Origin of the sequence: Paraburkholderia sp. BL23I1N1, from assembly GCF_003610295.1 — a bacterium.
GTDB lineage: Bacteria > Pseudomonadota > Gammaproteobacteria > Burkholderiales > Burkholderiaceae > Paraburkholderia.
Genome location: NZ_RAPV01000001.1, coordinates 4,930,717 through 4,953,231, shown reverse-complemented (window position 1 = coordinate 4,953,231; position 22,515 = coordinate 4,930,717). Strand labels below are relative to the sequence as shown.

Genomic DNA, 22,515 nt, shown 5'->3' with positions numbered 1-22,515 from the left:
ACCCTGTCTCTTCCAAACCCTTTCCACACTCGCAAACGGAGCCAACGATGAGCGACGCGCCACCGGTTCAAAAACCGGCCACCCCGCCGCCCGCCGCTGCTGCGCCTGCGGCGCCGCCGCTGCCTGACAATCGACGCTGGCTGATCCTCGGCCTGCTCGTTCTGATCGTTCTGCTGGCGATCTCGGCGTATTTCCTGGTGCCCGGCCTGTACGAGCAAGAGACCGACGACGCCTATGTCGACGCGCATCTGGTCTCGGTCATTCCGAAGGTGCCGGCTTACGTGCAGACCCTTCATATCAACGACAACAGCAAGGTCACCGCCGGCGAACTCCTTGTCGAACTTGACCCGCGCGACTATGTCGTTCAGGTGGATCTCGCGCGCGCCAATGTCGAGGCGACCATTGGGAAGCTGGAAGAGGCCCGCAATCAGGTCGCGGTGGCCGACGCCAATATCGGCCAGCAAAAGGCGGAGCTTGACGTTGCCCACGCCAATGCGAAACTTGCCGGCGCCAATCTGGCGCGGCTGCAATCCGTCTCCGATGTGCGCGCCGTGTCATCGGAACGCGTCGACGAGGGGAAGGCGGCCGCCGACGGCACGCGTGCTTCCGTAACCGCGGCCCAGGTCAAGGTCGATGCACTACAGGCGCAGGCCACACTTGCACGCGCCCAGGTCAAAACGGCGGAGGCCTCGGTCGCTCAGTCTCAAGCCATGCTCGCGCAAGCAACGCTCAATCTCTCGTACACGAAAATCTACACAACCGAGTCCGGCAGCGTCGCAAACAAGAGCGTCGAAAAGGGTAACTATGTGCAGCCTGGGCAAACGCTGCTGTCGGTCGTCCCGGACAAGCTCTATGTGATCGCGAACTATAAGGAAACGCAATTGACCCACGTTCGGCCCGGCCAGACGGTCAAGGTCTCCGTCGACGCATTTCCGAACTTGCGCCTGCGCGGTCACGTCGACAGCATCCAGCGCGGCACAGGCTCGCACTTCGCACTTCTGCCGCCGGAAAACGCAACGGGCAATTTCGTGAAGGTGGTGCAGCGCGTGCCGGTAAAAATCGAACTCGACAACCCTGGAGAAGCGCTTAAATTGATCTCGCCGGGCATGTCTGTCGAAACGGAAATCTTCGTCAGGGAGCGTCCGGCATGGCTCGGGTTCTGAAACTAGCGGCAGCGCCGCCGGCGAGCCTCCCGCCTTATCCGCGACGCCGTTTCACTTCTGTCGCAGGCCTGGGCGCTATCGTCGCGACATGGGCGGGACTCCTCACGGGTTGTACCGTGGGCCCCGACTACGTGCCGCCGAAGCCCGTCATGCCGGCGGCATTTACGGAGCAAACGGGCTCGGCGGCAAACACGGCAAAAGAAGCGCAAACGTCGCATGACGCCTGGTGGGAAGGCTTCGACGACGCGACGCTCAACGCGCTCATGACCGAAGCGCTGCATGCTGCGCCCGACCTCGCCATTGCCCAGGCCCGCGTACGTGAAGCGCGGGCCTTGCGAGGCATCGCCGGTGCGGAGCAATACCCCACCGCCGACGCAGGCGCCCAATACGATCGGACTCACGGTAGCGCCAATGTGCCGGTCGGCGTGCCGCCTGGCGGCCTCGGTCCAGGCGCTAACGGTAATCTATGGCAGGCCGGTTTCGACGCTTCGTGGGAGATCGACGTATTCGGCGGCAAACGTCGCGGCGTCGAATCAGCCGATGCCTCATATCAAGCCGCCGTGGCGGACCTTGGCGACGTCGAGTTGACCTTGCTCGCCGAGGTGGCGCGCAACTACATCGAGTTACGCGGGGTGCAACGGCAACTCGCGGTCGCACGCAACAATTTGTCCATCCAGCAGGATTCGCTGTCGCTGACGCGATCGCAATTCGACGCGGGCCTCGCGTCGCGTCTCGACGTGCTGCGTGCGCAGGCTCAAGTCTCCGATACTGAAGCCGCCATCCCGACGTTCGAGGCCGATGAACGCGCGTCCATCTATCGCATTGGCGCGCTGATCGGGCATCCGCCGGAAGAATTGCTTGCCCAGCTCGATACGCCGCAAGCGATTCCTTCGGCCGTGGCCGACGTGCCTGTCGGCCTTCCGTCCGACCTCCTGCGCCGCCGTCCGGATATCCGGGCGGCCGACCACCGGATTGCCGCCGCGAATGCCCGCATCGGCGTCGCTCAGGCCGATCTCTATCCGCACTTCTCGCTGACCGGCGTCGCGGGCCTGGAGAGCCTGAACGCATCGACGTTTCTCACCGCGCCGAGCCGCTACTTCTCGATTGGTCCGAACATCAGCTGGCTCATATTCGACGCGGGTAAGGTCCGCTTCGAAATGCGTGCCGAGGAGGCGCGGACCGATCAGGCCGCGGCCGTGTACCAGCGGACGGTTCTGGGGGCGTTGCGCGATGTCGAAACCGCGCTCGTGTCGTATGCGCAGTCACACGTGCGGCGTGATCGGCTGGCTGCCGAGGTCGCCGCCGACCGCGAGGCCGTGACTATCGCGACACGGCTCTATCGGCAGGGTCTCAATGACTTCCTCTCCGTGCTGGACGCCGAACGCTCGCTGTACGCCGCCGACGACAAGCTGGCGCAAAGCGACCGTGATATGGCGCTTGCACTTGTCGCGCTTTACAAGGCGCTGGGTGGAGGCTGGCAGGAGGCAACCGACGCGTCCCATGTCGCCGCCCGGCAACCCTGATGCAGACATGCAACGACGAAATCGTCACCTGACTCGACGAATGGCCAACTTGTTGTCCATAAAACGAATAACCCGATTGCAATCGTTCAGATCGAGCCACGCCCGTGTTTCCACTGCCCCTTGCCGTGAATAGAATTAAAGGGCGTTAAACCGACGCGCTTCACGTCAAGCAGAGAGGTTCATCATGAAAGTCACTGCGTTTTTTGTGGCCGTGGTTTTAAGCACTTCCTTTTTTACGCCGGCCTTTGCCAATGAGCATATGCACGTGAATCACGATCACGAACACACGCGCTATCAACCCGTCCACACGGACCAGAGTGGCGCGGATCAAAATGCACCGGCTCAGGCGTCACAGGACAACAGCCAAACCGTGCAGGGCAGCAAGTAAGACGTGGAGCGCGTGCCTCGTCCTAGCGTGCGTAGCGAAGCAGAAAATCCCGCAACGGCGGATTCACGCTCCCGGCATGCGTTAAATTCGGCGTGTGTCCCGCCCGGTCGACCAGAACCAGATCCTTGCAGTTCGGCAACCGGGCGGCTAGCGCCTCGGCGCAGTCAGGGCTGATGGCGGCGTCGTCGCGTCCATGAAACACGATCGACGTATGCGTGATTTCAGCAAGACGCGGCGTGATGTCGTCCCGTGAAACCAGCGCATTGACCGGATGTTCGAAGTGATCCGCGCCCGCGTTCAGCCATTTGCGAATCCATTCCGACGCCGCGTACTCGGGACCGAACAGAAACACCGACAGATTCTGCGCGACATTCTTCGCGCCATTGCGTGCCCACTCTGCTTTCAGTTCCTCGAAAGACTGCTGGACCGCTTCGGAGTCGATATCGCTTCGCGTCGATATCAGGGCGATCGCCCGAAAGCGATCGGGCTCCAGCAACGCCGCGCGCATCGATATAAATCCGCCTTGGGACATGCCAACAAGTGATGCCGAGGCCACCTCCAGATGGTCGAGCAAGGCAATGAGATCGAGCGCGGAGTCCCAGTAACTAAAGGCCCGCGTCACGGCGCCCGTTGCACCGAAACCTCGCTGATCCCAGACCACGCAACGGAACTCATTGCGGAGTTCCTCGATGTTCGGCTGGAACATGTCGCTGTCCATCAGGAAGCCATGACTGAAGACAACGACAGGCGCCCCGGCAGGGCCGAACTCATCGTATGCAAAGCGTATTCCATCGCGTTCAAAAAACGGCATGCCTATCCCTACTTTCGAATAACACGGTGGATTCAATATAAGCCGCCCGCTGCTGGAACACCTGACCGAAAGCGCCGAATACTTGTCAAATCGTCCTGACTTTCTAAAACGTGTGCATGGAGGTCAAAACAGGTTTCTACCCATTGACTGCACTCCTTACTTTTGATTAAGTGACGTCTATGCGAATTGTTGGTTGACTGGCTTTTCGCAAGATCTCAACGCTTAGTGAAGTGTCTTTTTAAGCGTCTTTTTTTGTGTTCATGGAACCCGGCAAGCGACATGCACCGCCCTGTTCCACGAGGAGACATGTTGGGTATGACGAACGTACCAATTGATGGCGACAAGCCCGTCTGGATTCTGCAAGGAAGTTTCGGGCGGGCAACGGTGAATTTCATTAGCCGTCCGCTTGTCGCTCACGCTCACGCCCAATACCAGTTCCTTTTCAAGCTTGGCGGAAGCAACTGCAACTTCCGCATCGGCGCGGACGATTGCGCGCTGACGGCGGAGCGGGCAATCTGTCTGAACCCGTGGGTCGAGCACTCGAAAAGCAGCAACGAGGACGAACCTTCCCTGATCCTTTCCCTCGTCATCGAAGCGCCCTGGTTGCGCCAGCAATTGAAACTCGCCGAAAGCGGCACCGCGAGTATCTTCCCGAAGGCCGAGGTTGTCGTCACGCCGGACGTGCGGCATCACGTGGATCGTATCGCCGCGGCGATCACGAACCATCTGGTCGCTCAGGACGACAATTGCATGCCCATTCTCGCGGACCTGGTGACCGCACTCGGTCGGGATTTTGCCGATCCCGCATTGACGGCCGGCATCATTCCGTCAGGCAGACCGATTGATTTTCGCATCCGCAAAGCGGTGGATTTCATCAAACACGCTTCGGTAACGAATCCCACCGTTGCCCAGGTGGCCACTCAGGTCGGCCTATCCAGGTCGAGATTCTTTCAGCAATTCCGGCTATGCATGGGCATTTCACCGCAGCACTATATCGACTGGGTTCGCATGTCTCACGCGATCCAGCTGCTAGGCGCCAGCAATAAACCGCTTTCCGATGTAGCCGAAGAGTTGGGGTTCGAAGAACACAGCCACTTCACGCGTTTCTTCGCACAACACATGGGTGTGCCACCCGGTGAGTTTCGCAGGCATTCCGTGACGCTGGATCATCAGCGCGGCTGAACGGCGGTGTGGGGCTCCAAATGATCCCCACACCCTCTAAACGCCAGGATTCCTTTAGCCGGAATCAGGCCGCGGACTTCCGTACTCCGTAACCACTTTCACTGATGGACGCGTCGGCGGCGACCGGATTGCCAAGGACACCCAGCCCATCGATCTCGATCTCGACCCAGTCTCCCGGCCGCATATGCACCAGACCCGGCGTCGGGAAGGGACCGTACTGGCGCGAGAGATCGCGGCCTTCGACATCATCCGGCTGAGGCTTCAACGCACCCGGTGTTCCCATCGCGATCAGGTCGCCGGGCCGCAAGCGATAGCCCTGACTCAGATAGCTGATCACTTGCGCAACGTCCAATAGCATGTCGTCGAGCGGCGCGCTCTGACGAATGATACCGTTGATGCGAGTCGTCACAGTGTGCTTTGCGGGATCGCCAAATTCGTCGCGAGTCATCAGCCACGGCCCATAAGATCCGGATGCTTCGAAATTCTTGCCGAGGCCGAATTGACGATTGTGCATCTGGAACTCGCGAACTGATCCTTCGTTGAGGCAGGTGTAACCCGCCACATGTTCCAGCGCTCGCTCCACCGGAATATAACGCCCAGGCGTGCCGATCACGACGCCTAGTTCGCCCTCATAGTCGAACGCGCGTGCAACGGATTCCGCCGGCGCCAGAATCGGCTCGCCGGCGCCGACGTAGGACGCAGCCGTGCGCATGAAAAGGTGGGGATATTCCTTCGACGTTTGCAGTCCCGTCTCCGCGATATGGCTCTTGAAGTTCAACGCCAGTGCCCACATCGCGTTCGGGCGATCCAGGAAGGGCTTGAGTGTGACGTCGGCAAGAACCCGATCGCCCTGCCGGCCCTCTGCCGCCTGCCGCAGCCGCGTGAGCCCATCCTCCTGCTCCAGAATCGAAATGAGGCTGGATGGAAGGTCTGGGGCAATGTCGGCGACAGCGATGAAATGGGTCGGGCTGGTGACGATACCGAGTGCGGTGCGGCCGCCGTCGGCGTAAGCAATAATCTTCATGATCGAAAGTATCTTTGCGTTGGATTAGAAAAGCTCGACGTGGTGAGACTCAGTGCTCCACCACGGCACGATCGGGAAACTTTTGAGCCACTCTGCGGCCGATCAACGATAGGGCAGCGAGCGCGAAAATCGCCGCACCGGCGGGCACAACGGCGGTGAGGACGATATCGCGTACCGGCCAGCCGAGCGACAGCAAACCACCGCCAATCGCCGGCCCCACAAAGGAACCGACCCGCCCGATCGCATGCCCCCAGCCAACCCCGGTTGCGCGAATTTCCGGCGGATAGAAAGCGACTGCGAGCGCGGTCTGCCCCATGATGCCGTTGACCAGACCGGCGCCGATCACGCCAGTGAGCAGCAGCACAATGCCCGGCGCCACCGCCGCCTGACTAAGGCCGGTAATACTGAGAATCACCAGCAACAGCCCCAGCACCAACGCCGATTTCACCTTGATCCTGCCGGCAAGCGTCATCATCGCGACAGCCCCGGTCATCAGGACGTTGCCGCTCAGGCCGCCGATACTGAAGGCCGCCATGCCGACTGACGCATGGTCCGCCGAAAAGCCGAAATCCACCAGCAGCGTCGGCACCCAGAACAGCAATGCATAGACGTCCATGAAGATCAGGAACGAGAACAGCCACAACAAACACGTGTAGGCGCCCAGACCATTTTCGAACAGCGCCTTGAGCGGGTTTGACGCGCGCACCCCGGCGGTATCGGCTATCGCCGGGGTGCGCGCCGGGAGGATGCGAAAGAACGCGGGAACCAGCAGGAAAGGCAGGAGGCCGCCGGTCACGAAGATGGACTGCCAGCCGAAGTGACTCATCAGCGGGCCGCCCGTGACGCCGCCCGTAACCGCACCAACAGACATGCCGGTCGTAATTAGCAGGGACGCCGCCACCTTATGCTTCGCGCCAATGATGCCGGCCGCCGCCGTAATGGCGATCGGCAACGCCGCGCCCAGGCCGATAGCCGCCGCGAGGCGCATGACGGACAAGCTCGCAATATCGTTCGCATACGACGTCAGCAGCGTGCTTCCGGCAAACAGCACAACGCTGGCGACACCCATGTAACGGTGTCCGAAACGTTGAGCGAGCGGACCCGAGATCATGAAGCCAATCGCCGCGCCAATGTTCGTCGCCACGAAAACGGTGGTGAAGAGCGCCGCCGCCAGGTGCCATTCATGAGCGAGCTTCGGCACGACAAAGGAGATCGACGTCGTGTTGAATCCGTCCATCACGATCACCAGGAAGCACACCAGCAGGGCCAGCAAAGGCCCTGCACGACGTGTTGCAGCCACGCCGTTCTCTATAGACGGCTTCAGGTCTTTCGCATTCATCGAATCATCTCCTTGCAACACGAGCACGGGCACGCGACCCCGCCGAAATGCTGTAGCCAGTCAGCAGGCAACGCCAGTTGAACTGTTGCGCGATCATGGCTTCAGGCCCGAATGGACGTTGCGATACGCTCTTTCAGCGCGGCGGAAAAAATGCGCTTGGGCAGCATGCAATGAATACCCTTGGGCGGAATGGTCGAGTAGACGGTTCCGGTCTGATTGGCGTATTGCGTCACCCGGAAGCTGCCTGCCACGCTATAGATTCCGTAGCAATCTTCCGGTGCAATGCCGGTGGCGGCCGATAGCCAACTGATCATCTGCCGCAGGCAGGCAACCAGTGAATTCTCGAGCGAGTCGGAGAATCCGAAACCGATCCAATGGTCAGGCGTCTCCGCCATCGGCACCTTCAGTGCGGCGCCCTTGTGCAGGATGTACTGGATGCGCATTTCTTCGAAGGCCGTTTCGATCGAGGTCTGATCGACGTTGCCCTCACCCGAAGCCCCCATGGAGCCGCCCGTCCACACTCGTGCGCCGTCGACCTGTACAGGCAGGAAGATCGAGGTGTCCACACCCAGCACCGCGCAGTCGAGATTGCCACCGTAATTGCCGGCCAGATTCGCGCTGACCGGTTTCTCGCCGGCCGGCTGCGCGGCGATATACGCCTGAAACGGCTTCAGCGGAATATTCACGCCCGGCACATACGCGGCAGCGGTCCTGTCCTTGTCGAATTTCAGATAGCGCAGGTAAGGCTTGAAATCGTGCGGCAATGCGCCGACGCCCGGAGGCGCGGAATTCCAGCCCCAGTCGATCGGCCGCATCTTCACCATGCGGCATTCGACCAGATCGCCCGCCTCGGCACCGATGATCGAAACCGGTCCGATCAGCGAGAAGGGACCGTTGGGGTACTTCTTGCGGATCGGCTCGCGCTCCTTGAAGGTCAGCCCATACTTCGCCTCATTGCCCCAATTGGTCCACGTGCCGTCATACCAGACGGTATCGCCCGACTTGATCGTGGCCGCCGTCGGCGCGCCAGGCTCGATCTGCCCGACCTTCACCGTGTCCAGCGATGGCACCAGCCTGATGGTCTGTCCGGTGTGCGAAGCGGCCGCACTCCCCGCCTCCTGCGACGTGCCGCTTTGCGCGCGAACCGCGCCGGAGAAACCAAGAGCACCTGCCGCAAATGCGCCGAAACCAAGCTTCAGGATCGACCGGCGGCAAGCGTCGGTAGCGTCACGTGTCGAGGCAAGCCTGTCGTCCACGGCGCCGGTTGCGGTCACTGCATCGCGCTGTTCTGTTTCGCGTTTCATGAAAATCTTCCCAATTTCGTTTCAATAGAACACGACGTGTCATCGCACCGTCGTTGCACCGATTGCTTCAATTGCACCCTTGACGACCTGATCGTCGATCTCAGAGGGCGCACCACTTGCGCCGACCGCACCTAACAGATGCCCGTCGACAAAGACCGGAAACACACCTCGCGCCGGCAGAAACGGTGCGAAATACCCCACACCCGAAACATTGCTGTACTCCGAAGGATCGTCCTTGAAACGCTGCTCCAGCGTTGCACCGGACTGGCCGCCGAGCGCCACGGAGGCGAAGGCTTTGCCACGGGCGAAATCAACGCTGGCAAAGGGCGCACCGTCCATGCGCACAGCCATGATGAGGTGGCCGCCCGGATCGAGTACCGCGAAACTCATCGCGAGATGGCGGCTCTGCGCGGTTGCCGTTGCGATCTCGACAAGCTTCATGGCCTGCTTGATGCTCAGCGAATAGCTTGCTGGCGGGGCCGCGGCTTGCTGCGCCTGAGTCGTGTCGGCGGCGCAAACGTTGCCCAGAAAAACGAGGCACGCCGAACCGAGGAATGTGGCCAATCCGGCCTTGTTTGACCGGGCGTAACAACGGAATCTCAAGCTAGTCTCCTCTTCATGACACCTCGAGCAGCGCTCGACCGATGAAGCTTATGCTGGGGAGCGCGTGCCGCTCTAACCAGAAAGTTCGCGCGCTTACCAGCCAGTCCGATAATCTTTGATCGGGCATATCGCTGAGGACGCAGCCCCCAGCGCCACCCTTGAAGTCGAGCGTGTTATTGACCCGATCCGGATGCCGGCGCGGCCTGCTTCGATGCCGCGGCCTTGCGCTCCGCGTCCATCAGATTCTGCGGATAGTTATCCTGATTGCCCGACTCCCGATAACCGTTCTTTTCGAGTGCCTTCAACTCGGCGTTCTTCTTTTCCCGGCGGGCTTTGCGCGCGGCCTTACGCTGAGCTTTGGCGATCTGCTTGGGCGTCGAGGCGCTCATGGGTGCGGACGCCTGCTCGCCACTAGCCGGTTGTTGTGCCATTGCCGTGGGCGCCTCGATAAGCACCAGGCCAAGCGCTACGACGAGTGCAGCTGAAACTGCACGAAACTGGACCATGATTGAGTCTCTTTGAAAGTTGAATGGGTGAAGATAGTGGGGCTGCGATGCCGCGAAACCAGGTCGTCCGGCGCACGCTTTTCGCGCCGGACGACTTGCGGGCCGCTTATTGGTTCGCTTATTGGCTGCCTTGATGTGCCGCTTACTGAGTCGCTTACTGAGTCGCTTACTGAGTCGCTTACTGAGTCGCGAATACCGCTACGCCAGCGCCCGCGAACTGCTCCGAGTGGCCCGGGCCATGCGGCACGAAGACACGATGCGACTCACCGTCCACCGCCACCGAGTGCGCGCCCATCGTGGTCGGAACAATCGCGACGATGCTGCGCGTAGCGGCGTCGACAATGCCGAGCGCCGGGTCGAACTTCGCCGTCTTGCTGCCAACCTGCGAGACGTTGTCGGCCGAACGGTGGCCGGCAGCCAGAAAGTAGCGGTTGGAGACCGGGTCGTACACGACTTCGTCCGCGCCGCCGAACGGCAACTCGGCAAGCGTTTTGCCGTTGGTACGGTCGATGATTACCGTGGTCTGCTTGCCACCCTCGTCCGGATCACATCCGATCAGCGCATCGTTGCCCGGGCCCATTGCGAGGCCAGTCGGGCCTTCACAACCCTTCAGGGTAAATACGTTCGCAACGGCAGGCTTGCCTGCGAGAATCGACGCGACCGGAATCACATCGACCTCCCCTTTCGGATTGGCTTTCGTGCCATCGTTGTTCAATACGAAGTTCTTGCCCTTCGGGTCGTATGCGCACGCTTCAAGACCGGTCGAGTCCTTCAACGCGAGTTTGCCGATCACCTCCTGCGTTTCGGTATTGATGAAGGTGGCAAAAGGCGGCTCCTCCGCGCCACTCGAGAACATCACGACATGATGCTCAGGGTCCAGACAGCTCTCGTCGGCGCGGATGCCGGACGAGCTAACCGTAATGGTCTTGACGAGCTTTTTGCTTGCCACGTCGATCACCTTGACCGAGTTGACGTCGCCCACATACACCAGCGAGGTGCCCGGCACCGGCGTGACACCGGACGGTCCCGATTTGTCATGGTTGGGTCCGATACCGGCGAAGTTCGCCGAAATCTGGTCGAGCAACGTGGCCGTTTTCGCGTCGAACACGTCGAGCGTCGCGTTCGCTCCGTCTGCCAGGTAGTACTTGCCATCCGCCGATGCGCTGATATCGAAGCCGAACGGCTTCGCGCTCGTCACCGGAATATTCGCGACCCATTTGGGCGCGGTCTCCGCCGCATCGCTTGCCCACGTATAAGCGCCGACTGCCAACGTACCCGCCAAAGCCAGTCCAAGGTATGTGCGTTTCATGTGTTGACTCCTCCAATCAATCGTTAAAATTTCCAGCCACGGCTGGGACGGGGAGCACTTCCCCAATTCGGTGATCACGACGCAGACAAACCTGCGCCATATAGGTGCTTAGAAAGCGTGATACATGCCGATGCGCACGTCAGCCTGCTGACCTGCCAGCGAGGGCGCGAAGCTTCCGCCGATAACAGCGTCCACACCGGACGATGCCTTCAGGTAGTCCGAGGAGATATAAACCTGGGTACGTTTGGAGAGCGAATAAAGCGCCGCGGCGGTCACCTGGTTCCACGTATGGCCTTCGAAGCCGGTGTGCTGATAGCCCAGAACCAGCTGCGCGGCAGGTGTGACCTGGTAGGTCGCGCCGGTTTCATAGACATGCATGACCGAGGTCTGCGCCTGGTACTTCAGGACCGTGTCGCTGAAGTCGCCGTAGAGCGTGAAGTCTCCAATCGCGTACGAAGCGCCGATCCCGAACGTTCCCAGAGAACTGATCTGGAACTCGGGCATCAGATCGGTCGCGGTGTTGTCCGACACGGTGGCGACAGGCACATTGAAGAACGTGTGGACACCAATTTGCGCATAAGGGTCCAGCGTGGGCTTGGCCTGATACGTGTACGCCAACCCGGCGGTGAAAGGCCCATTGGCGTATTGCAGACCGGCGCTCCAACCGCTTCCGTCATGGAAGCTTCCCGCCGTATTGCTGAATCCGTACATCGCGCCGAACGTGAAGCCGCCCCACACGGGACTCGTGTACTTGATGGAGTTTTTCAGGCGGTCATTGTTGGTGTGGTCGAAGTCGCCCTGATGGATCGCGTAGCCGCTGCCGGCAGCGCCCACGTTGAACTGGCCAAAGAAGTCCGCGCTGAAATCGAACTGATTGCCCATTGTCAACGTACCGTAGTCGGTCTGCAGACCCACCCAGGCTTGCTGGCCAAACAAGGTGTTCGGCTGATTGAGCTGACCGTTGTTCAGGTTGAACAAAGTCGACAACTTGAACACGGTCTTGATGCCACCGCCCAGATCCTCGACGCCCGTCAAAATCCACAGATTCGGAAACAGCACGCCGCTATCGGCCCTGTAATTGTGGTGACCGCCGTCGTTATCGACGAACGTGATGCCGTCATCCAGTTTGCCCGCCATCGTGATGCTACTTTGTGCAAAGCTTGCGCAGCTCAAACCCGCGCTGCACAACCCCACACCAATGACCGCAGCAATCAGCCTTCTTTTCATGTCTTCCTCACTCGCTCTAAGTAATGGATTCACTGCCAGCCGCTTCCAGATTCACAGCTCGCTTTTTTATATTCGTTGTACGAATTTCTCAGGTCTATGCAAACTAAATGCAATCGATTGCATTCTATTGTGCAATCTTCGCGCGCCGAAGAATTTATCGACTCACGTTTTCCCTCGGTATTTCGTTCGATCGGACGAGATGCTTTAATCGATCGATTGCTTAATAGTCCGTATTGATTCCGATGCTTTAAGGCTCACCGCGACAATCGATCGCCACTATTCTTGTGATGTGTTCCCGACCGATCCGGTTAGCAATCGCGTTTGTGTCACCCGGATCGTTATTCAGATAATACGGAACATCGGCCTAAAGACCTTGACCTCGAAGTCTCGCCACTTATCAAAGCGTCCGTTTTCGTGACTAACGCTAACGGTGGCTGGACATAGCGGCACCGGCGGCGAAAAGAACATGCAAGATAAACAACGCAATGAGCGACAAACAACCCCGAGGTCATTTGTCGCCCGGCTAAAGTCAGCCGATCCGCTCTTTTCTACCTCGTCCGAGCACGTCGGCGAGTACGGCAATGAGCAGAACGGCGCCAACGATCAAGGGCTGCCAGTTTGCATTGAGGTTCAGGAGGTTCATGCCGTCGATCACGAGCGCGAGAATGAGGCACCCGGACAGCGTGCCCAGCAAACTCCCCGCGCCGCCGAACAGCGATGTGCCACCGATCAGAATGGCCGCGATCACGGGAAGCAGGAGCGGCTCGCCCATGGCCGAATCTGCCGCATTGACCCGCGCGAGATAGATGAGCGCGGCAAGCCCGGACATCAGGCCACTGATCGTATAGACCGCAATTTTGCGCCGCCGTACCGGTATGCCGGAAAGCCGTGCAACTTCGCTGTTGGCGCCAATCGCATAGATTTCCCGGCCGAAATTAAGTCCTCCCGTGACGATCGTCGCGCCAACCAGCACGACTACCATCATGTAGACGGGCAACGGTATGCCGCCGAGAAAACCTGTGCCCAACGTTCTGAATCCCGCCGGAAACCCGTAGATTTCGTTACCGCCCATGTAATGGAATGCGAGCCCCTGGACGACCCAAAGCATCCCGTAGGTGGCGAGAAACGGCGGCAGCCGCAGCAACGTCACGGCGAGACCATTGAGCAGGCCGATCAGCGTGCTGCAAGAAAGCGCCATGACGGCCGCCAGAACCGGCGACCCGCCTGTCTTCATGACACCTGCCGCCAGACAGGCCGAGAGCGTTAGATTGGCCGCGATCGAGAGATCAAAGCCGCCGGAGAGGATCACCAGTGTGAGCCCGGAGGCAAGCAGGAACATCAGGCTGGCCTGACGCAGAACGTTGAGCAGATTGGGGGTGGCGGAGAACGAAGACGTCGCGAAGGCCAATGCCATTCCGATCAGAACGATCAGCACGGCGCGATAGATCAGCGTGGCCGTTTCCTCGCGAACATGATGACGCACATCCAGCTGGCTGACGCGGGACCATATAAAGCGGGAGTTGTTCGGAATACTCATACTTTCGCTCCATTGACTCTGGACTTGCGCACACTGTCGATAACAACAACGAGAAGCACCAGCATCCCGACGGACACCACCTGAAGAGAAGATTCAATGCCAAGGAGATTCAAGGCATTGCGCAAGACGCCGATCGTCAGAACACCCATGACCGTGCCGAACAACCATCCTTCGCCACGCTCGAACGAGGTGCCGCCGAGCACCACGGCCGCAATCGCATCGAACTCCATGCCGATCGCCGAGGCCGGTTCGGCGGAGTTCATCCGGCCGACCAGCACCAGTGCCGCCAGTCCAACCATCAAGCCACCAAAGACATAGATCGCAATGTGAAAAGCTTTTGCCTTGATACCGGCCAGAAGCAGCGCATCCCGATTGCCGCCGATGGCGAACACATAGGTGCCGAACCGGGTGTGATACAGCAGCAGATGCGTGAGCGCATAGGCAAGCAGCGCGAAGATCACCGGAAACGGAATGCCGAGAAGTGTCCACGCGTAGAGTTGGGCCACACTCGGGTTCGCGACGACAACCGCGTTGCCGTCCGTCAGCACGAGCGCGACACCGTGGGCAATACCGAGCGTGCCGAGTGTGACGACAAAGGGTGGAAGCCCCAGCTTCGCGATGAGTGCGCCGTTGAAAAAGCCGGCCAGCACCCCCACCGCCACTGAGGCACATAACGCCGGTGCGATGCCCCACCCCAAACCCAGAGCCTGAGCGAAAACGACCGCACAGAGACTGAGAAGCGCCCCCACCGAGAGGTCGAGCCCCTCACTCAGAATGACCAGCGTCATCGGCATGGCAATCATGAGCAGGATCGAGACCTGCAGGCCGATGTTGGTGATGTTGCCACCCGAAGCAAATCCTGGCACACCGAGCATCGCCGTCACCACGAGTACCGCACTCGCCGCGATAATCGACGGCACAGGCCGTCGCTTTCGTATCACACTGATTCTTTCAACCGTTGCTTCCATCACTTAACTCCCATGCATCGCCAGGCGAAGAATGTTCTGTTCGCTCAAGTTTTCCCTGGGCAATTCACCCGAAACCACGCCTTCGCGCATCACGTAGGCGCGATCGCAGACGTGAACGATCTCCGTCAACTCAGAACTGATGAGCAGAACGGCGGCACCGTCTTTAATCAGGTTCTCGATCAGGTTGAAAATTTCCGTCTTGGCGCCAATGTCGATGCCACGCGTCGGTTCATCGAATATGAATAGCCGGCAGCCGGCACTGAGCCATTTACCAATCACGATCTTCTGCTGATTGCCGCCGCTCAGGACACGGGCGCACTTATTGGGGTCGCCAGGTGCGATCCGCAAGGAATCGATCAGCGCTTTCGTCGCACTCCTTGCTTTCTCCGTCTGATACCACCCTCTCGGAAAGAGTTTCCACAAGCTGGACGTGAGCAGGTTTTCGTGTACGGAGCGCTTCAGCGCCAGCCCCTCCTGTTTCCGGTTTTCAGGAATCAGGCCTACGCCCATCGCCGCGACTTTGTGCGGACCGCCGGTCACGGCTTCTCCAAAAACGGTGACCTGCCCGGTTTGAATCGGATCCGCGCCGAAGACCGCCCGCACGACCTCCGTGCGCCCCGCGCCGACCAGTCCCGAGAGTCCGACGATCTCGCCGCACCGGACCTGCAGATCGACGCCTCGAACGCCGGTTGTGGTGGTCAGTTGGCGAACGTCGAGCGCGACCTTGCCCGGCTCGCCGAAATATTGGCGCTTGTACACCGTGCCGACCGAGCGGCCAACCATCAACGCGATCAGCTCGTCCGGGGTCGCCGCGGTGGCCAGCATCGACTGCACCAGACGGCCGTCACGCAACACCGTCACACGGTCGCCCAGGTCGAATACCTCTTTCATGCGATGGGAGATATAGACAATCGCCACACCGGACTCGCGCAGTTTTCTGACAACGCTGAACAGCGCCTCGGCTTCGCGATCCGAAATCGCGGCCGTAGGTTCGTCCATGACCACTACGCGGGCATGGTGCGAGAGCGCCTTGGCAATCTCCACCATCTGCTGTTGCGCGACGCCGAGATCAGCAGCGTAAGCATGGGTATCGTAGGCAAGGCCGAGTTCTTCGAGCGCGGCTCGCGCGTCGAGATGCATCTTGCGATGATCGATCAGGCCAAACCGATTACGCGGTTCGCGGCCCAGGTAGATGTTCTGCGCGATCGTCAGATGCGGTACGAGGGAGAACTCCTGAAAGATCACCGCAATGCCGAGCCGTTTGGCGTCGGCAGGCGACTCGATGGTGATCGGCTGGCCGTTGCTGAAGAACTCGCCGGAGTCGGCCCTGTACGCACCGAACAGGACCTTCATCAGGGACGACTTTCCGGCGCCGTTCTCGCCGAGAAGCATATGCACTTCGCCGGCATACAGCTGGAGGTCGACGTCGGTCAGGGCACGCACACCCGGGAAGCTCTTGCAGATCTTGCGCAATTCCAGAAGAGGCACGCCATCGGTCGGAATCGTTGTTTCCATGTTTGCCTTCATTGTGTGACTTGAGCAGCCGTTGGCGGCGCCGGCATCTCGTTCGAGCGATATCCGGCACCGCGGCAGCGCGAACGATTGCCTCGTTAATTACTCACGACGTCGCCCCATTTCGGGCACTGCCGTTTGTCGCCCGGCACTTCAAATGGTGCGTAGTTCGTTTTGTCGATGACAATGCCCTTGATCAGAATGGTCTGCGGAACGGACTCTTTACGCACCGTTCTCACGGCCGCCATCGTGGCAATGCAGCCCATCTTGTAGCCGTTGAATTCGGCGGTCGCGAGCAGCCTGCCGTCCTTGATGGCTTTCACCGACTCCGGCACGCCGCCGATACCCACCACCTTGGTCTGCTTCTGGCCGGCTGCCTCCAAGGCCTCGATCGCGCCCATTGCCATCACGTCCGCCGCCGCGAGCACGCCGTCGATTTTCGGATTCGACTGAATCAGGTTCTCCATCACCTGAAGCGCCTGCAAACGCTGATAGTTCGCAGGCTGGGAAGCGAGCAGCTTAACGTCCGGAAACTCCTCCAGCGCCTTGTGGAAACCGCGCACCCGTTCGTCGCTCGTCGTGGAGCCCTTCACGCCTTCGAGAATGACGACGTTGCCTTTCCCGCCCATGCTCTTCAGCAGATAGCGTCCGACGTCCAGGCCGAGATTGAAATCGTCGGCAACGACGACAGAGGCGAATTTGCCGCCCGCGACGCGGTCGTTGTAGTTGACGATCGGGATGCCGATCGCGTTGACCTTCTCGATCGCCGGAACCACGCCATGAGGATTGACACCCATGAACAGCACGACGTTGGGCTTTCTCACGCTCACGTCTTCGAGCTCACTGAGCTGCTCGCCAAGATCGTTGGGCCGTGTCGGCGCGTAGTGGGTCACCGACACGCCGAGGTCTTTGGCCGCCGCGTCAACGCCGGCGTGGACGAGCGCGAAATGCGGATCGACCTGATTCTTGTAGAAGGCCGCAACGGTCTCGCCTGTTGCAAAAGCGCTCGAGCTTGCCGCGATGCCCAGTGCGAACGCACAGGTGGTGAGAAGGTGTTTTTTTGCCAGTCGGCTGGTCAGTTCTGTGGTCAGTTTCAAGGTCGTCTCCGTTTAACAGTTTTTTGGTGGGCCTGAAGCGAGTGCCCGAATCCGGTACGCCGGCCCGGGTGCGGGAATGCATTCCGGGAAGCATTTCCAATCTTGCGCACCACTCATGCAATCGATTGCTTGAAAGCATCTCGATTATTAAGCCGTTACTGCATCATGCTTGCCGTTCTGGTTCTTTTATCGTGCGACAATCTTTATGCAAACGTATGCATATACTAGCCCGACAGATACCTTTGTCAATTCATTTATGACGCTCCGTGCATAGGGTTTGTACTTGCAACATTGAGAGCAACCCTTTGCACCTATACAATGACTTCCATGGCCAAAACATCAGAATCCCGGGCAACGAACCGCGTCACCATTCGCGAAGTGGCGCTGCATGCGTCTGTCAACGCGTCGACGGTCTCGCGCGCCCTCAATCCCGCAACCCGCCACCTGATCGGCGACGAAGTCGTCCGCCGGGTACTGGCGTCCGCGAAATCGCTTGGCTACCGGCAGAACAAGCTCGCGTCCGCACTTCGCGGAGGTCAGTCGCGGGTGGTCGGGGTGTGCCTGCCCGATATCGAGAACCCGGTATTCCCGCCCATCGTCTGTGGCATCGAAGAAGAACTCGCGGCCGTTGGCTATGGCGTTCTGATCGCCAACACCGTTGGAACCCTGGAAGACCAGGAACGCATGCTCGAACAGATGCTCGAGCGCCAGGTCGACGGTCTGGTCCTCGCCACCGCAGCCCGTCACGACCCGTTAGTACGCCGTTGCATTCTCGACGGCATACCTGTCGTGCTGGTGAATCGCGCTGAGGAAGGCGGACAGGTGCCGGAAGTCATCAACGACGACTTCCTCTCCATGAAGCTTGCCGTCGACCACCTGGTGAAGCTGGGGCACAAGCGAATTGCCCATCTCGCTGGCCCCGAACGCCTGGCAACCGGGCTTTCGCGAATCCAGGGCTTCCAGATGGCGACGCAGCAGCATCGTCTGACCGGAACCGTCATCCTCGAGGCCGCCGAGTTCACGCGTGAAGCGGGCCGCGTGGCCTGCGATCAGTTGCTGAAGGAGCACAAAAGCGTGACCGCGATCATTGCCGCGAATGACCTGATCGCGCTGGGGTGCTACGACGTTTTCGCGGAACAACGTCTCGCCTGCCCTAACGATATTTCGCTCATCGGTCACAACGACATGCCGCTTCTCGACATGCTCCATCCGCCACTCACCACGCTGCGCATCCAGCATCGGGAAATGGGCCGACAGGCCGCAAGACTGCTGCTCGGAATGATCGCGACACCAGGCGCGGCCCCGCACCGCATTACGCTCCCTCCCGAACTGATGGTTCGCGGCTCGACCGCCATGCCGCGTAGCGCGCCGCTGCGAGCGAGATCGTCCAAAGCCGCGTCCGCTTCCGCTGAGTGAGCACAGAAGCGCCAAGGTTCAACCTGAAGCGCTTCGCTCAGGCGGCCTGATGCCCTGCCGCGCGAGCCATTCGCGCGGCGAATGGCCGGTCCGCGATTTAAAGAGCGTTGAAAACGCGCTCGATGTGAAGCCGAGAGCACGGGCCGTCTCCGCCACGGAAATCCCGTGCACCAGTGCACACATCGCCGCGCCGATCTGTACTTCCCGGCGCCATCGGCCGACACTGGCGCCCAGTTCTTCCGTAAAAATCCGGCTCAAGGTACGGCAACTGACGCCCGCCCGGCTTGCCGCATCGTCGAGTGCCACGTCCCGGGTTGGATGAACGAGCAGCGACTCGCATAGCGCCGCGACACGGCTTCCCGGTGACGGCATACGGACAGAAAAATTCCCCGCAATTTCAGGCACTGCACGTAGTTCGTCGGCTAACAGCGCCACGACCGCTGCATATGAGCGCTCGACAATCGATCGTTGCGTCGCCGAGAAAATCGCGATCAATACGTCGGAGCAGTTCAGAACGCGCGCCGCCGGTACGAAATCGGCACTCGGGCCGGTATCGATTCGAAGCGCGCAAAACTCAGCGTCGTAAACCGCCGAGACGCTATGCGCGACAGCCGGCGGAAGCCAGATGCCATGGCCCTGCGTCACGCAGTAAGCGCGCCGCCCCGCCGTGATCCACGCGCCGCCTTCCCGCACATAGAGAAAGAACCCGGCAGCAACGGTTTGGGCATGCCGCTGTTCACCTGCTCCAAGCCGCATATCCGTGGCAACACCGGTGGACTGGATCATGCGCAACCTTTGCGGGCCGCCACGGAAAGCACGCGGGCGGTCATCACTGCCGTCGTCTCATCAGGTGTGCTCGGGCCGCAGAAACGGCATGGCAAGCAGAATCTTCGCCGGCTCGCGGGAACGGTTGTGCAATGCACGCCGTTCGCCCGGCGCAATGTGGCACGAATCGAAGGCCGCGAGAACAGCCTCGCCATCGTCGGTCGTCACAGTGACTTCGCCTTCCAGCACCACATAGTGCTTTTCAACGGGCGACGCACTCGATGTCGTGTAGCCGCCCTGCTCTATTGTCGAAACGCCTAGCCACAGCGACTCTGCCGGTCCGGCTTCATGACCTTGAAGCCGGACGCACCGCATCGAAAAGTGATTGGGCGGGAAATATTCGGGTGCCTCTTCGAAGCGGGTGATGTTCATGGCTTGAGCAGAACCCGGTTAGCCGCCCCGCGGAAAACGGCCTGATAGGCGAGCGCCGCGTCGGAGAGATCGAATACGAAATCGTCGACGATGGGAAACGGCTTTAACGTGCCACGTTCGAAAGCCGGCAACAACGCATCGAGAATGAGCGCGCCTTCCGTGCTGTCGAGTGCGAGCGTGTCGATGCCGACGTAGGTATGCTGCCCCCGATAGAACGTAAAGATGTCAAACGGCACCGGGCGTTCAATCGTGGAGATGAAAATCTGCGTTCCTCGCACCGCCATAGCCTGATTGGCCTTCTCGAAGTACGGACTGCCAACTGTGTTGTACACGATGTCCGCACCATGGCCATTCGTCAATTGACGCACTACCCCGTCGATGTCTTGCGACGAGGCGTCGATCATGGTGACCTCGGCGTTCGCATGGCCGATGTACGGTTGATTCGTGCGCTCGACACCCAACACCTTCGCTCCAGCCCGGGTCGCCAACTGTATCGCGGCCTGCCCCACCTTCCCGTTTGCACCGAGCACGAGGACAACGTCGCCTTGTTCCACGCCGCCCGCCCTTTGCAGCCCTTCAAAAGCGGTAACGAAAGGGACGCCGATCGCACCCGCCTCCTCCATGGTCAGATTTTCTGGCTTGACGCGCACGCTGCCCAAGGGCACCGCGAGATAGCCGGCGTGCGTGCCGTCACGCCGGATACCCAGTTCGCCGCCGCTGCCCCACACTTCCTTGCCGAGCATCTCCTGCGGCCCCTCGACAACGATGCCGGCGTAATCCCGACCCGGCGTGCGCGGCCACACCGCATGCGGCATGAAGCCCAGCACGGCCTTGACGTCGCTCGGATTCACCGCGGCACTCACCACGCGTACGAGGCACTCGGCAAAGTCGACGTCCGGCGCGTCTTGCGCGCCAATATGCAGATCAAGCGAATCGATACCGGCGCTCTTTTCCAATACACGAACTGTTTTCATTTGTTATTTCCTAAAAGGTCAAGATGACAGGCCGAGCCGTTCTGTAACGCTCGGCGAGTGCCACGTAGCGGGCAGCCGAGGCTGCCATTCCCTCGAATTCTTCGTCGTTCAGCGTGCGCAACAGACGCGCCGGGTTCCCCGCCCACAACTCACCGGTACCCCACCACCTTGCGAGGCGTGAGAACCGCCCCCGCGGCCAGCATGCCGCCTGACCTGACGACTGCTCCATCGAGTACGCGTGCGCCGAACCCGACAAACCCCGTATCTTCAATCGTGCAGGCATGCAAAATCGCGCCATGGCCAACCGTCACGTCGTCGCCGATGATCACGGGCAGACCGTTGGTGGTGCCGTGAATGACCGTGCCGTCCTGAATATTCGTGCGCATGCCGATCACAATTTCCCGGACGTCTCCGCGCAGCACGCAGTTGAACCAAACGGACGACTGACCGCCGATGCTCACGTCGCCGACCAGCGTCGTGCCATGGGCGATGTAGACGCTCGGATCCACCTTCGGCACGCCGAATACCGACGCGTCCTGAATAGCGCTCATCGGTTCAAGCCCAGAAGCTCGCGCGCTTCCTGGCTGGTCGCCAATTCACCGCCCAGCGAATACACGATGTCGCGAGCACGCATGACCAGCTCCGCATTGCTTTCGGCGAGCACGCCCTTGGCGATGTAAATGTTGTCTTCAAGTCCGACGCGCACGTGGCCGCCCGCCAACCATGCCTGGGCGGCGATCGGGAATTCGAACCGGCCGACACCGAAGGCCGACCACACGGCCTCACGGGGCAGCAGGTTACGTGCGTAGAGCAGCGTTTCCGGACTGGCCGAGAAACCGTACTTGACGCCCATCACAAGGGTCCAAAGCCCTGGCCCGTCGAGCACGCCGTCTTTGATCAGGTCCAACGCGAGATGCAGATCACCGGAGTCGAAAATCTCAAGCTCGGGCTTGACGCCCGCCTCGCGGATGACGTTGGCCATGCGCGTGACATTCTTAGGTGTATTGATGACAACGTCGCCACCGGAGTTCATCGTGTTCAGGTCGAGACTGCAGATGTCCGGCCTGAGTTCGAGAATATGCTCGACGCGCCTTTCCGGCGGCAGCAAGGTGGTGCCCGGCGCCGCGACTCTGGGGTCCTCGTCGCTGGGAATAAAGCGGCCACCCGGGCCCGTGGTCAGGTTGATGATGAGATCGGCATTCACCGCGCGGATGCGCTCGATGACTTCCCGGTAAAGCGCCACATCCATCGAGGGCCGCCCTGTTTCGGGATCCCGCACGTGGATGTGAACGGCGGCCGCGCCGGCGCGCGCGGCATCGAGCGAAGCGGTCGCGATCTGCGCCGGTGTGATCGGCAGCCCCGGATGCTGTTCCGGTTTGGTGATATTGCCTGTTACAGCGCAGGTGATGATGGTCTTGCGGGAATGCATGTTGAG

22 protein-coding genes are annotated in these 22,515 nt (G+C 60.4%); 5 read left to right on the top strand and 17 right to left on the bottom strand.

What is annotated here, in order from left to right; all coding sequences use genetic code 11:
- Positions 1-47: 47 nt before the first annotated feature.
- The 3 genes from B0G76_RS23170 (at position 48) to B0G76_RS23160 (ending at position 3,074) form a co-directional block, all read left to right on the top strand.
- Positions 48-1,163, top strand: coding sequence for an HlyD family secretion protein (locus B0G76_RS23170; RefSeq protein ID WP_120294609.1), 1,116 nt, complete (start codon positions 48-50; stop codon positions 1,161-1,163).
- Entirely contained in the window at positions 1,148-2,686 is a 1,539-nt protein-coding gene (locus tag B0G76_RS23165; protein WP_120294608.1) for an efflux transporter outer membrane subunit, read from the top strand. Before B0G76_RS23170 ends, B0G76_RS23165 begins: the two co-directional genes overlap by 16 nt.
- Before the next feature lie 184 nt (positions 2,687-2,870).
- Positions 2,871-3,074 carry a hypothetical protein gene (locus B0G76_RS23160; RefSeq protein WP_120294607.1) on the top strand — a complete coding sequence of 68 codons (204 nt, stop codon included), beginning with the start codon at positions 2,871-2,873 and terminating at the stop codon, positions 3,072-3,074.
- A gap of 22 nt (positions 3,075-3,096) precedes the next feature.
- Here the strand turns inward: B0G76_RS23160 and B0G76_RS23155 are convergent, their stop codons facing one another.
- Positions 3,097-3,885, bottom strand: coding sequence for an alpha/beta fold hydrolase (locus B0G76_RS23155; RefSeq protein ID WP_120294606.1), 789 nt, complete (start codon positions 3,883-3,885; stop codon positions 3,097-3,099).
- 315 nt (positions 3,886-4,200) lie between these two features.
- Here B0G76_RS23155 and B0G76_RS23150 point away from each other — a divergent pair, with 315 nt between their 5' ends.
- Complete coding sequence (locus B0G76_RS23150) at positions 4,201-5,067, top strand: AraC family transcriptional regulator (RefSeq protein WP_183082117.1); 867 nt, start codon at positions 4,201-4,203, stop codon at positions 5,065-5,067.
- Positions 5,068-5,131: 64 nt separating this feature from the next.
- Here B0G76_RS23150 and B0G76_RS23145 read toward each other — a convergent pair whose 3' ends face one another.
- From B0G76_RS23145 to B0G76_RS23095, 11 genes are all read right to left on the bottom strand, one after another.
- Positions 5,132-6,091, bottom strand: a complete 960-nt coding sequence (locus tag B0G76_RS23145; RefSeq protein WP_120294604.1) for a fumarylacetoacetate hydrolase family protein — start codon at positions 6,089-6,091, stop codon at positions 5,132-5,134.
- A gap of 49 nt (positions 6,092-6,140) precedes the next feature.
- Positions 6,141-7,430, bottom strand: a complete 1,290-nt coding sequence (locus B0G76_RS23140) for an MFS transporter (protein WP_147394073.1) — start codon at positions 7,428-7,430, stop codon at positions 6,141-6,143.
- A gap of 101 nt (positions 7,431-7,531) precedes the next feature.
- Positions 7,532-8,734 carry an acetamidase/formamidase family protein gene (locus B0G76_RS23135; protein ID WP_120294602.1) on the bottom strand — a complete coding sequence of 401 codons (1,203 nt, stop codon included), beginning with the start codon at positions 8,732-8,734 and terminating at the stop codon, positions 7,532-7,534.
- Positions 8,735-8,773: 39 nt separating this feature from the next.
- Entirely contained in the window at positions 8,774-9,298 is a 525-nt protein-coding gene (locus B0G76_RS23130) for a heme-binding protein (protein WP_259460685.1), read from the bottom strand.
- A 212-nt stretch (positions 9,299-9,510) separates the two neighbouring features.
- A complete protein-coding gene (locus tag B0G76_RS23125) occupies positions 9,511-9,843 on the bottom strand; it encodes a hypothetical protein (protein WP_120294601.1) in 333 nt (110 codons plus the stop codon).
- Positions 9,844-10,021: 178 nt separating this feature from the next.
- On the bottom strand, positions 10,022-11,152 hold the full coding sequence (locus B0G76_RS23120) for a YncE family protein (RefSeq protein ID WP_120294600.1): 1,131 nt from the start codon (positions 11,150-11,152) through the stop codon (positions 10,022-10,024).
- Between the two features lie 108 nt (positions 11,153-11,260).
- On the bottom strand, positions 11,261-12,379 hold the full coding sequence (locus tag B0G76_RS23115) for a porin (protein WP_120294599.1): 1,119 nt from the start codon (positions 12,377-12,379) through the stop codon (positions 11,261-11,263).
- Between the two features lie 529 nt (positions 12,380-12,908).
- Positions 12,909-13,916: an ABC transporter permease gene (locus B0G76_RS23110; RefSeq protein WP_120294598.1), complete on the bottom strand. Its 1,008-nt coding sequence runs from the start codon at positions 13,914-13,916 to the stop codon at positions 12,909-12,911.
- Positions 13,913-14,836 (bottom strand): ABC transporter permease, encoded by a 924-nt coding sequence (locus B0G76_RS23105; protein ID WP_259460684.1) that lies wholly within the window; start codon positions 14,834-14,836, stop codon positions 13,913-13,915. Before B0G76_RS23105 ends, B0G76_RS23110 begins: the two co-directional genes overlap by 4 nt.
- Before the next feature lie 51 nt (positions 14,837-14,887).
- On the bottom strand, positions 14,888-16,399 hold the full coding sequence (locus tag B0G76_RS23100) for a sugar ABC transporter ATP-binding protein (RefSeq protein ID WP_120294596.1): 1,512 nt from the start codon (positions 16,397-16,399) through the stop codon (positions 14,888-14,890).
- A gap of 95 nt (positions 16,400-16,494) precedes the next feature.
- Entirely contained in the window at positions 16,495-17,493 is a 999-nt protein-coding gene (locus B0G76_RS23095) for a sugar ABC transporter substrate-binding protein (RefSeq protein WP_259460683.1), read from the bottom strand.
- 327 nt (positions 17,494-17,820) lie between these two features.
- On the opposite strand from B0G76_RS23095, the gene B0G76_RS23090 reads away from it, so the two are divergent.
- Positions 17,821-18,909 carry a LacI family DNA-binding transcriptional regulator gene (locus B0G76_RS23090; protein ID WP_120294595.1) on the top strand — a complete coding sequence of 363 codons (1,089 nt, stop codon included), beginning with the start codon at positions 17,821-17,823 and terminating at the stop codon, positions 18,907-18,909.
- A gap of 18 nt (positions 18,910-18,927) precedes the next feature.
- Here the strand turns inward: B0G76_RS23090 and B0G76_RS23085 are convergent, their stop codons facing one another.
- From B0G76_RS23085 to B0G76_RS23065, 5 genes are all read right to left on the bottom strand, one after another.
- Positions 18,928-19,695 carry an AraC family transcriptional regulator gene (locus B0G76_RS23085; RefSeq protein WP_120294594.1) on the bottom strand — a complete coding sequence of 256 codons (768 nt, stop codon included), beginning with the start codon at positions 19,693-19,695 and terminating at the stop codon, positions 18,928-18,930.
- Positions 19,696-19,755: 60 nt separating this feature from the next.
- On the bottom strand, positions 19,756-20,106 hold the full coding sequence (locus tag B0G76_RS23080; protein WP_120294593.1) for a cupin domain-containing protein: 351 nt from the start codon (positions 20,104-20,106) through the stop codon (positions 19,756-19,758).
- Complete coding sequence (locus tag B0G76_RS23075; RefSeq protein ID WP_120294592.1) at positions 20,103-21,080, bottom strand: zinc-binding alcohol dehydrogenase family protein; 978 nt, start codon at positions 21,078-21,080, stop codon at positions 20,103-20,105. The genes B0G76_RS23080 and B0G76_RS23075 overlap by 4 nt, the downstream gene beginning before the upstream one ends.
- A gap of 149 nt (positions 21,081-21,229) precedes the next feature.
- Positions 21,230-21,631, bottom strand: coding sequence for a gamma carbonic anhydrase family protein (locus tag B0G76_RS23070; RefSeq protein ID WP_220700772.1), 402 nt, complete (start codon positions 21,629-21,631; stop codon positions 21,230-21,232).
- Complete coding sequence (locus tag B0G76_RS23065; protein ID WP_120294591.1) at positions 21,628-22,509, bottom strand: 3-keto-5-aminohexanoate cleavage protein; 882 nt, start codon at positions 22,507-22,509, stop codon at positions 21,628-21,630. Before B0G76_RS23065 ends, B0G76_RS23070 begins: the two co-directional genes overlap by 4 nt.
- Positions 22,510-22,515: the final 6 nt, after the last annotated feature.

Excerpts from the sequence above, each read along its gene's own strand:
- B0G76_RS23125 (WP_120294601.1), bottom strand. The coding sequence starts at position 9,843 with ATGGTCCAGTTTCGTGCAGTTTCAGCTGCACTCGTCGTAGCGCTTGGC.
- B0G76_RS23165 (WP_120294608.1), top strand. The coding sequence starts at position 1,148 with ATGGCTCGGGTTCTGAAACTAGCGGCAGCGCCGCCGGCGAGCCTCCCG.
- B0G76_RS23100 (WP_120294596.1), bottom strand. The coding sequence starts at position 16,399 with ATGGAAACAACGATTCCGACCGATGGCGTGCCTCTTCTGGAATTGCGC.
- B0G76_RS23170 (WP_120294609.1), top strand. The coding sequence starts at position 48 with ATGAGCGACGCGCCACCGGTTCAAAAACCGGCCACCCCGCCGCCCGCC.
- B0G76_RS23080 (WP_120294593.1), bottom strand. The coding sequence starts at position 20,106 with ATGAACATCACCCGCTTCGAAGAGGCACCCGAATATTTCCCGCCCAAT.
- B0G76_RS23150 (WP_183082117.1), top strand. The coding sequence starts at position 4,201 with ATGACGAACGTACCAATTGATGGCGACAAGCCCGTCTGGATTCTGCAA.
- B0G76_RS23160 (WP_120294607.1), top strand. The coding sequence starts at position 2,871 with ATGAAAGTCACTGCGTTTTTTGTGGCCGTGGTTTTAAGCACTTCCTTT.
- B0G76_RS23065 (WP_120294591.1), bottom strand. The coding sequence starts at position 22,509 with ATGCATTCCCGCAAGACCATCATCACCTGCGCTGTAACAGGCAATATC.
- B0G76_RS23075 (WP_120294592.1), bottom strand. The coding sequence starts at position 21,080 with ATGAAAACAGTTCGTGTATTGGAAAAGAGCGCCGGTATCGATTCGCTT.
- B0G76_RS23145 (WP_120294604.1), bottom strand. The coding sequence starts at position 6,091 with ATGAAGATTATTGCTTACGCCGACGGCGGCCGCACCGCACTCGGTATC.
- B0G76_RS23135 (WP_120294602.1), bottom strand. The coding sequence starts at position 8,734 with ATGAAACGCGAAACAGAACAGCGCGATGCAGTGACCGCAACCGGCGCC.
- B0G76_RS23115 (WP_120294599.1), bottom strand. The coding sequence starts at position 12,379 with ATGAAAAGAAGGCTGATTGCTGCGGTCATTGGTGTGGGGTTGTGCAGC.
- B0G76_RS23090 (WP_120294595.1), top strand. The coding sequence starts at position 17,821 with ATGGCCAAAACATCAGAATCCCGGGCAACGAACCGCGTCACCATTCGC.
- B0G76_RS23070 (WP_220700772.1), bottom strand. The coding sequence starts at position 21,631 with ATGAGCGCTATTCAGGACGCGTCGGTATTCGGCGTGCCGAAGGTGGAT.
- B0G76_RS23120 (WP_120294600.1), bottom strand. The coding sequence starts at position 11,152 with ATGAAACGCACATACCTTGGACTGGCTTTGGCGGGTACGTTGGCAGTC.
- B0G76_RS23110 (WP_120294598.1), bottom strand. The coding sequence starts at position 13,916 with ATGAGTATTCCGAACAACTCCCGCTTTATATGGTCCCGCGTCAGCCAG.
- B0G76_RS23140 (WP_147394073.1), bottom strand. The coding sequence starts at position 7,430 with ATGAATGCGAAAGACCTGAAGCCGTCTATAGAGAACGGCGTGGCTGCA.
- B0G76_RS23085 (WP_120294594.1), bottom strand. The coding sequence starts at position 19,695 with ATGATCCAGTCCACCGGTGTTGCCACGGATATGCGGCTTGGAGCAGGT.
- B0G76_RS23155 (WP_120294606.1), bottom strand. The coding sequence starts at position 3,885 with ATGCCGTTTTTTGAACGCGATGGAATACGCTTTGCATACGATGAGTTC.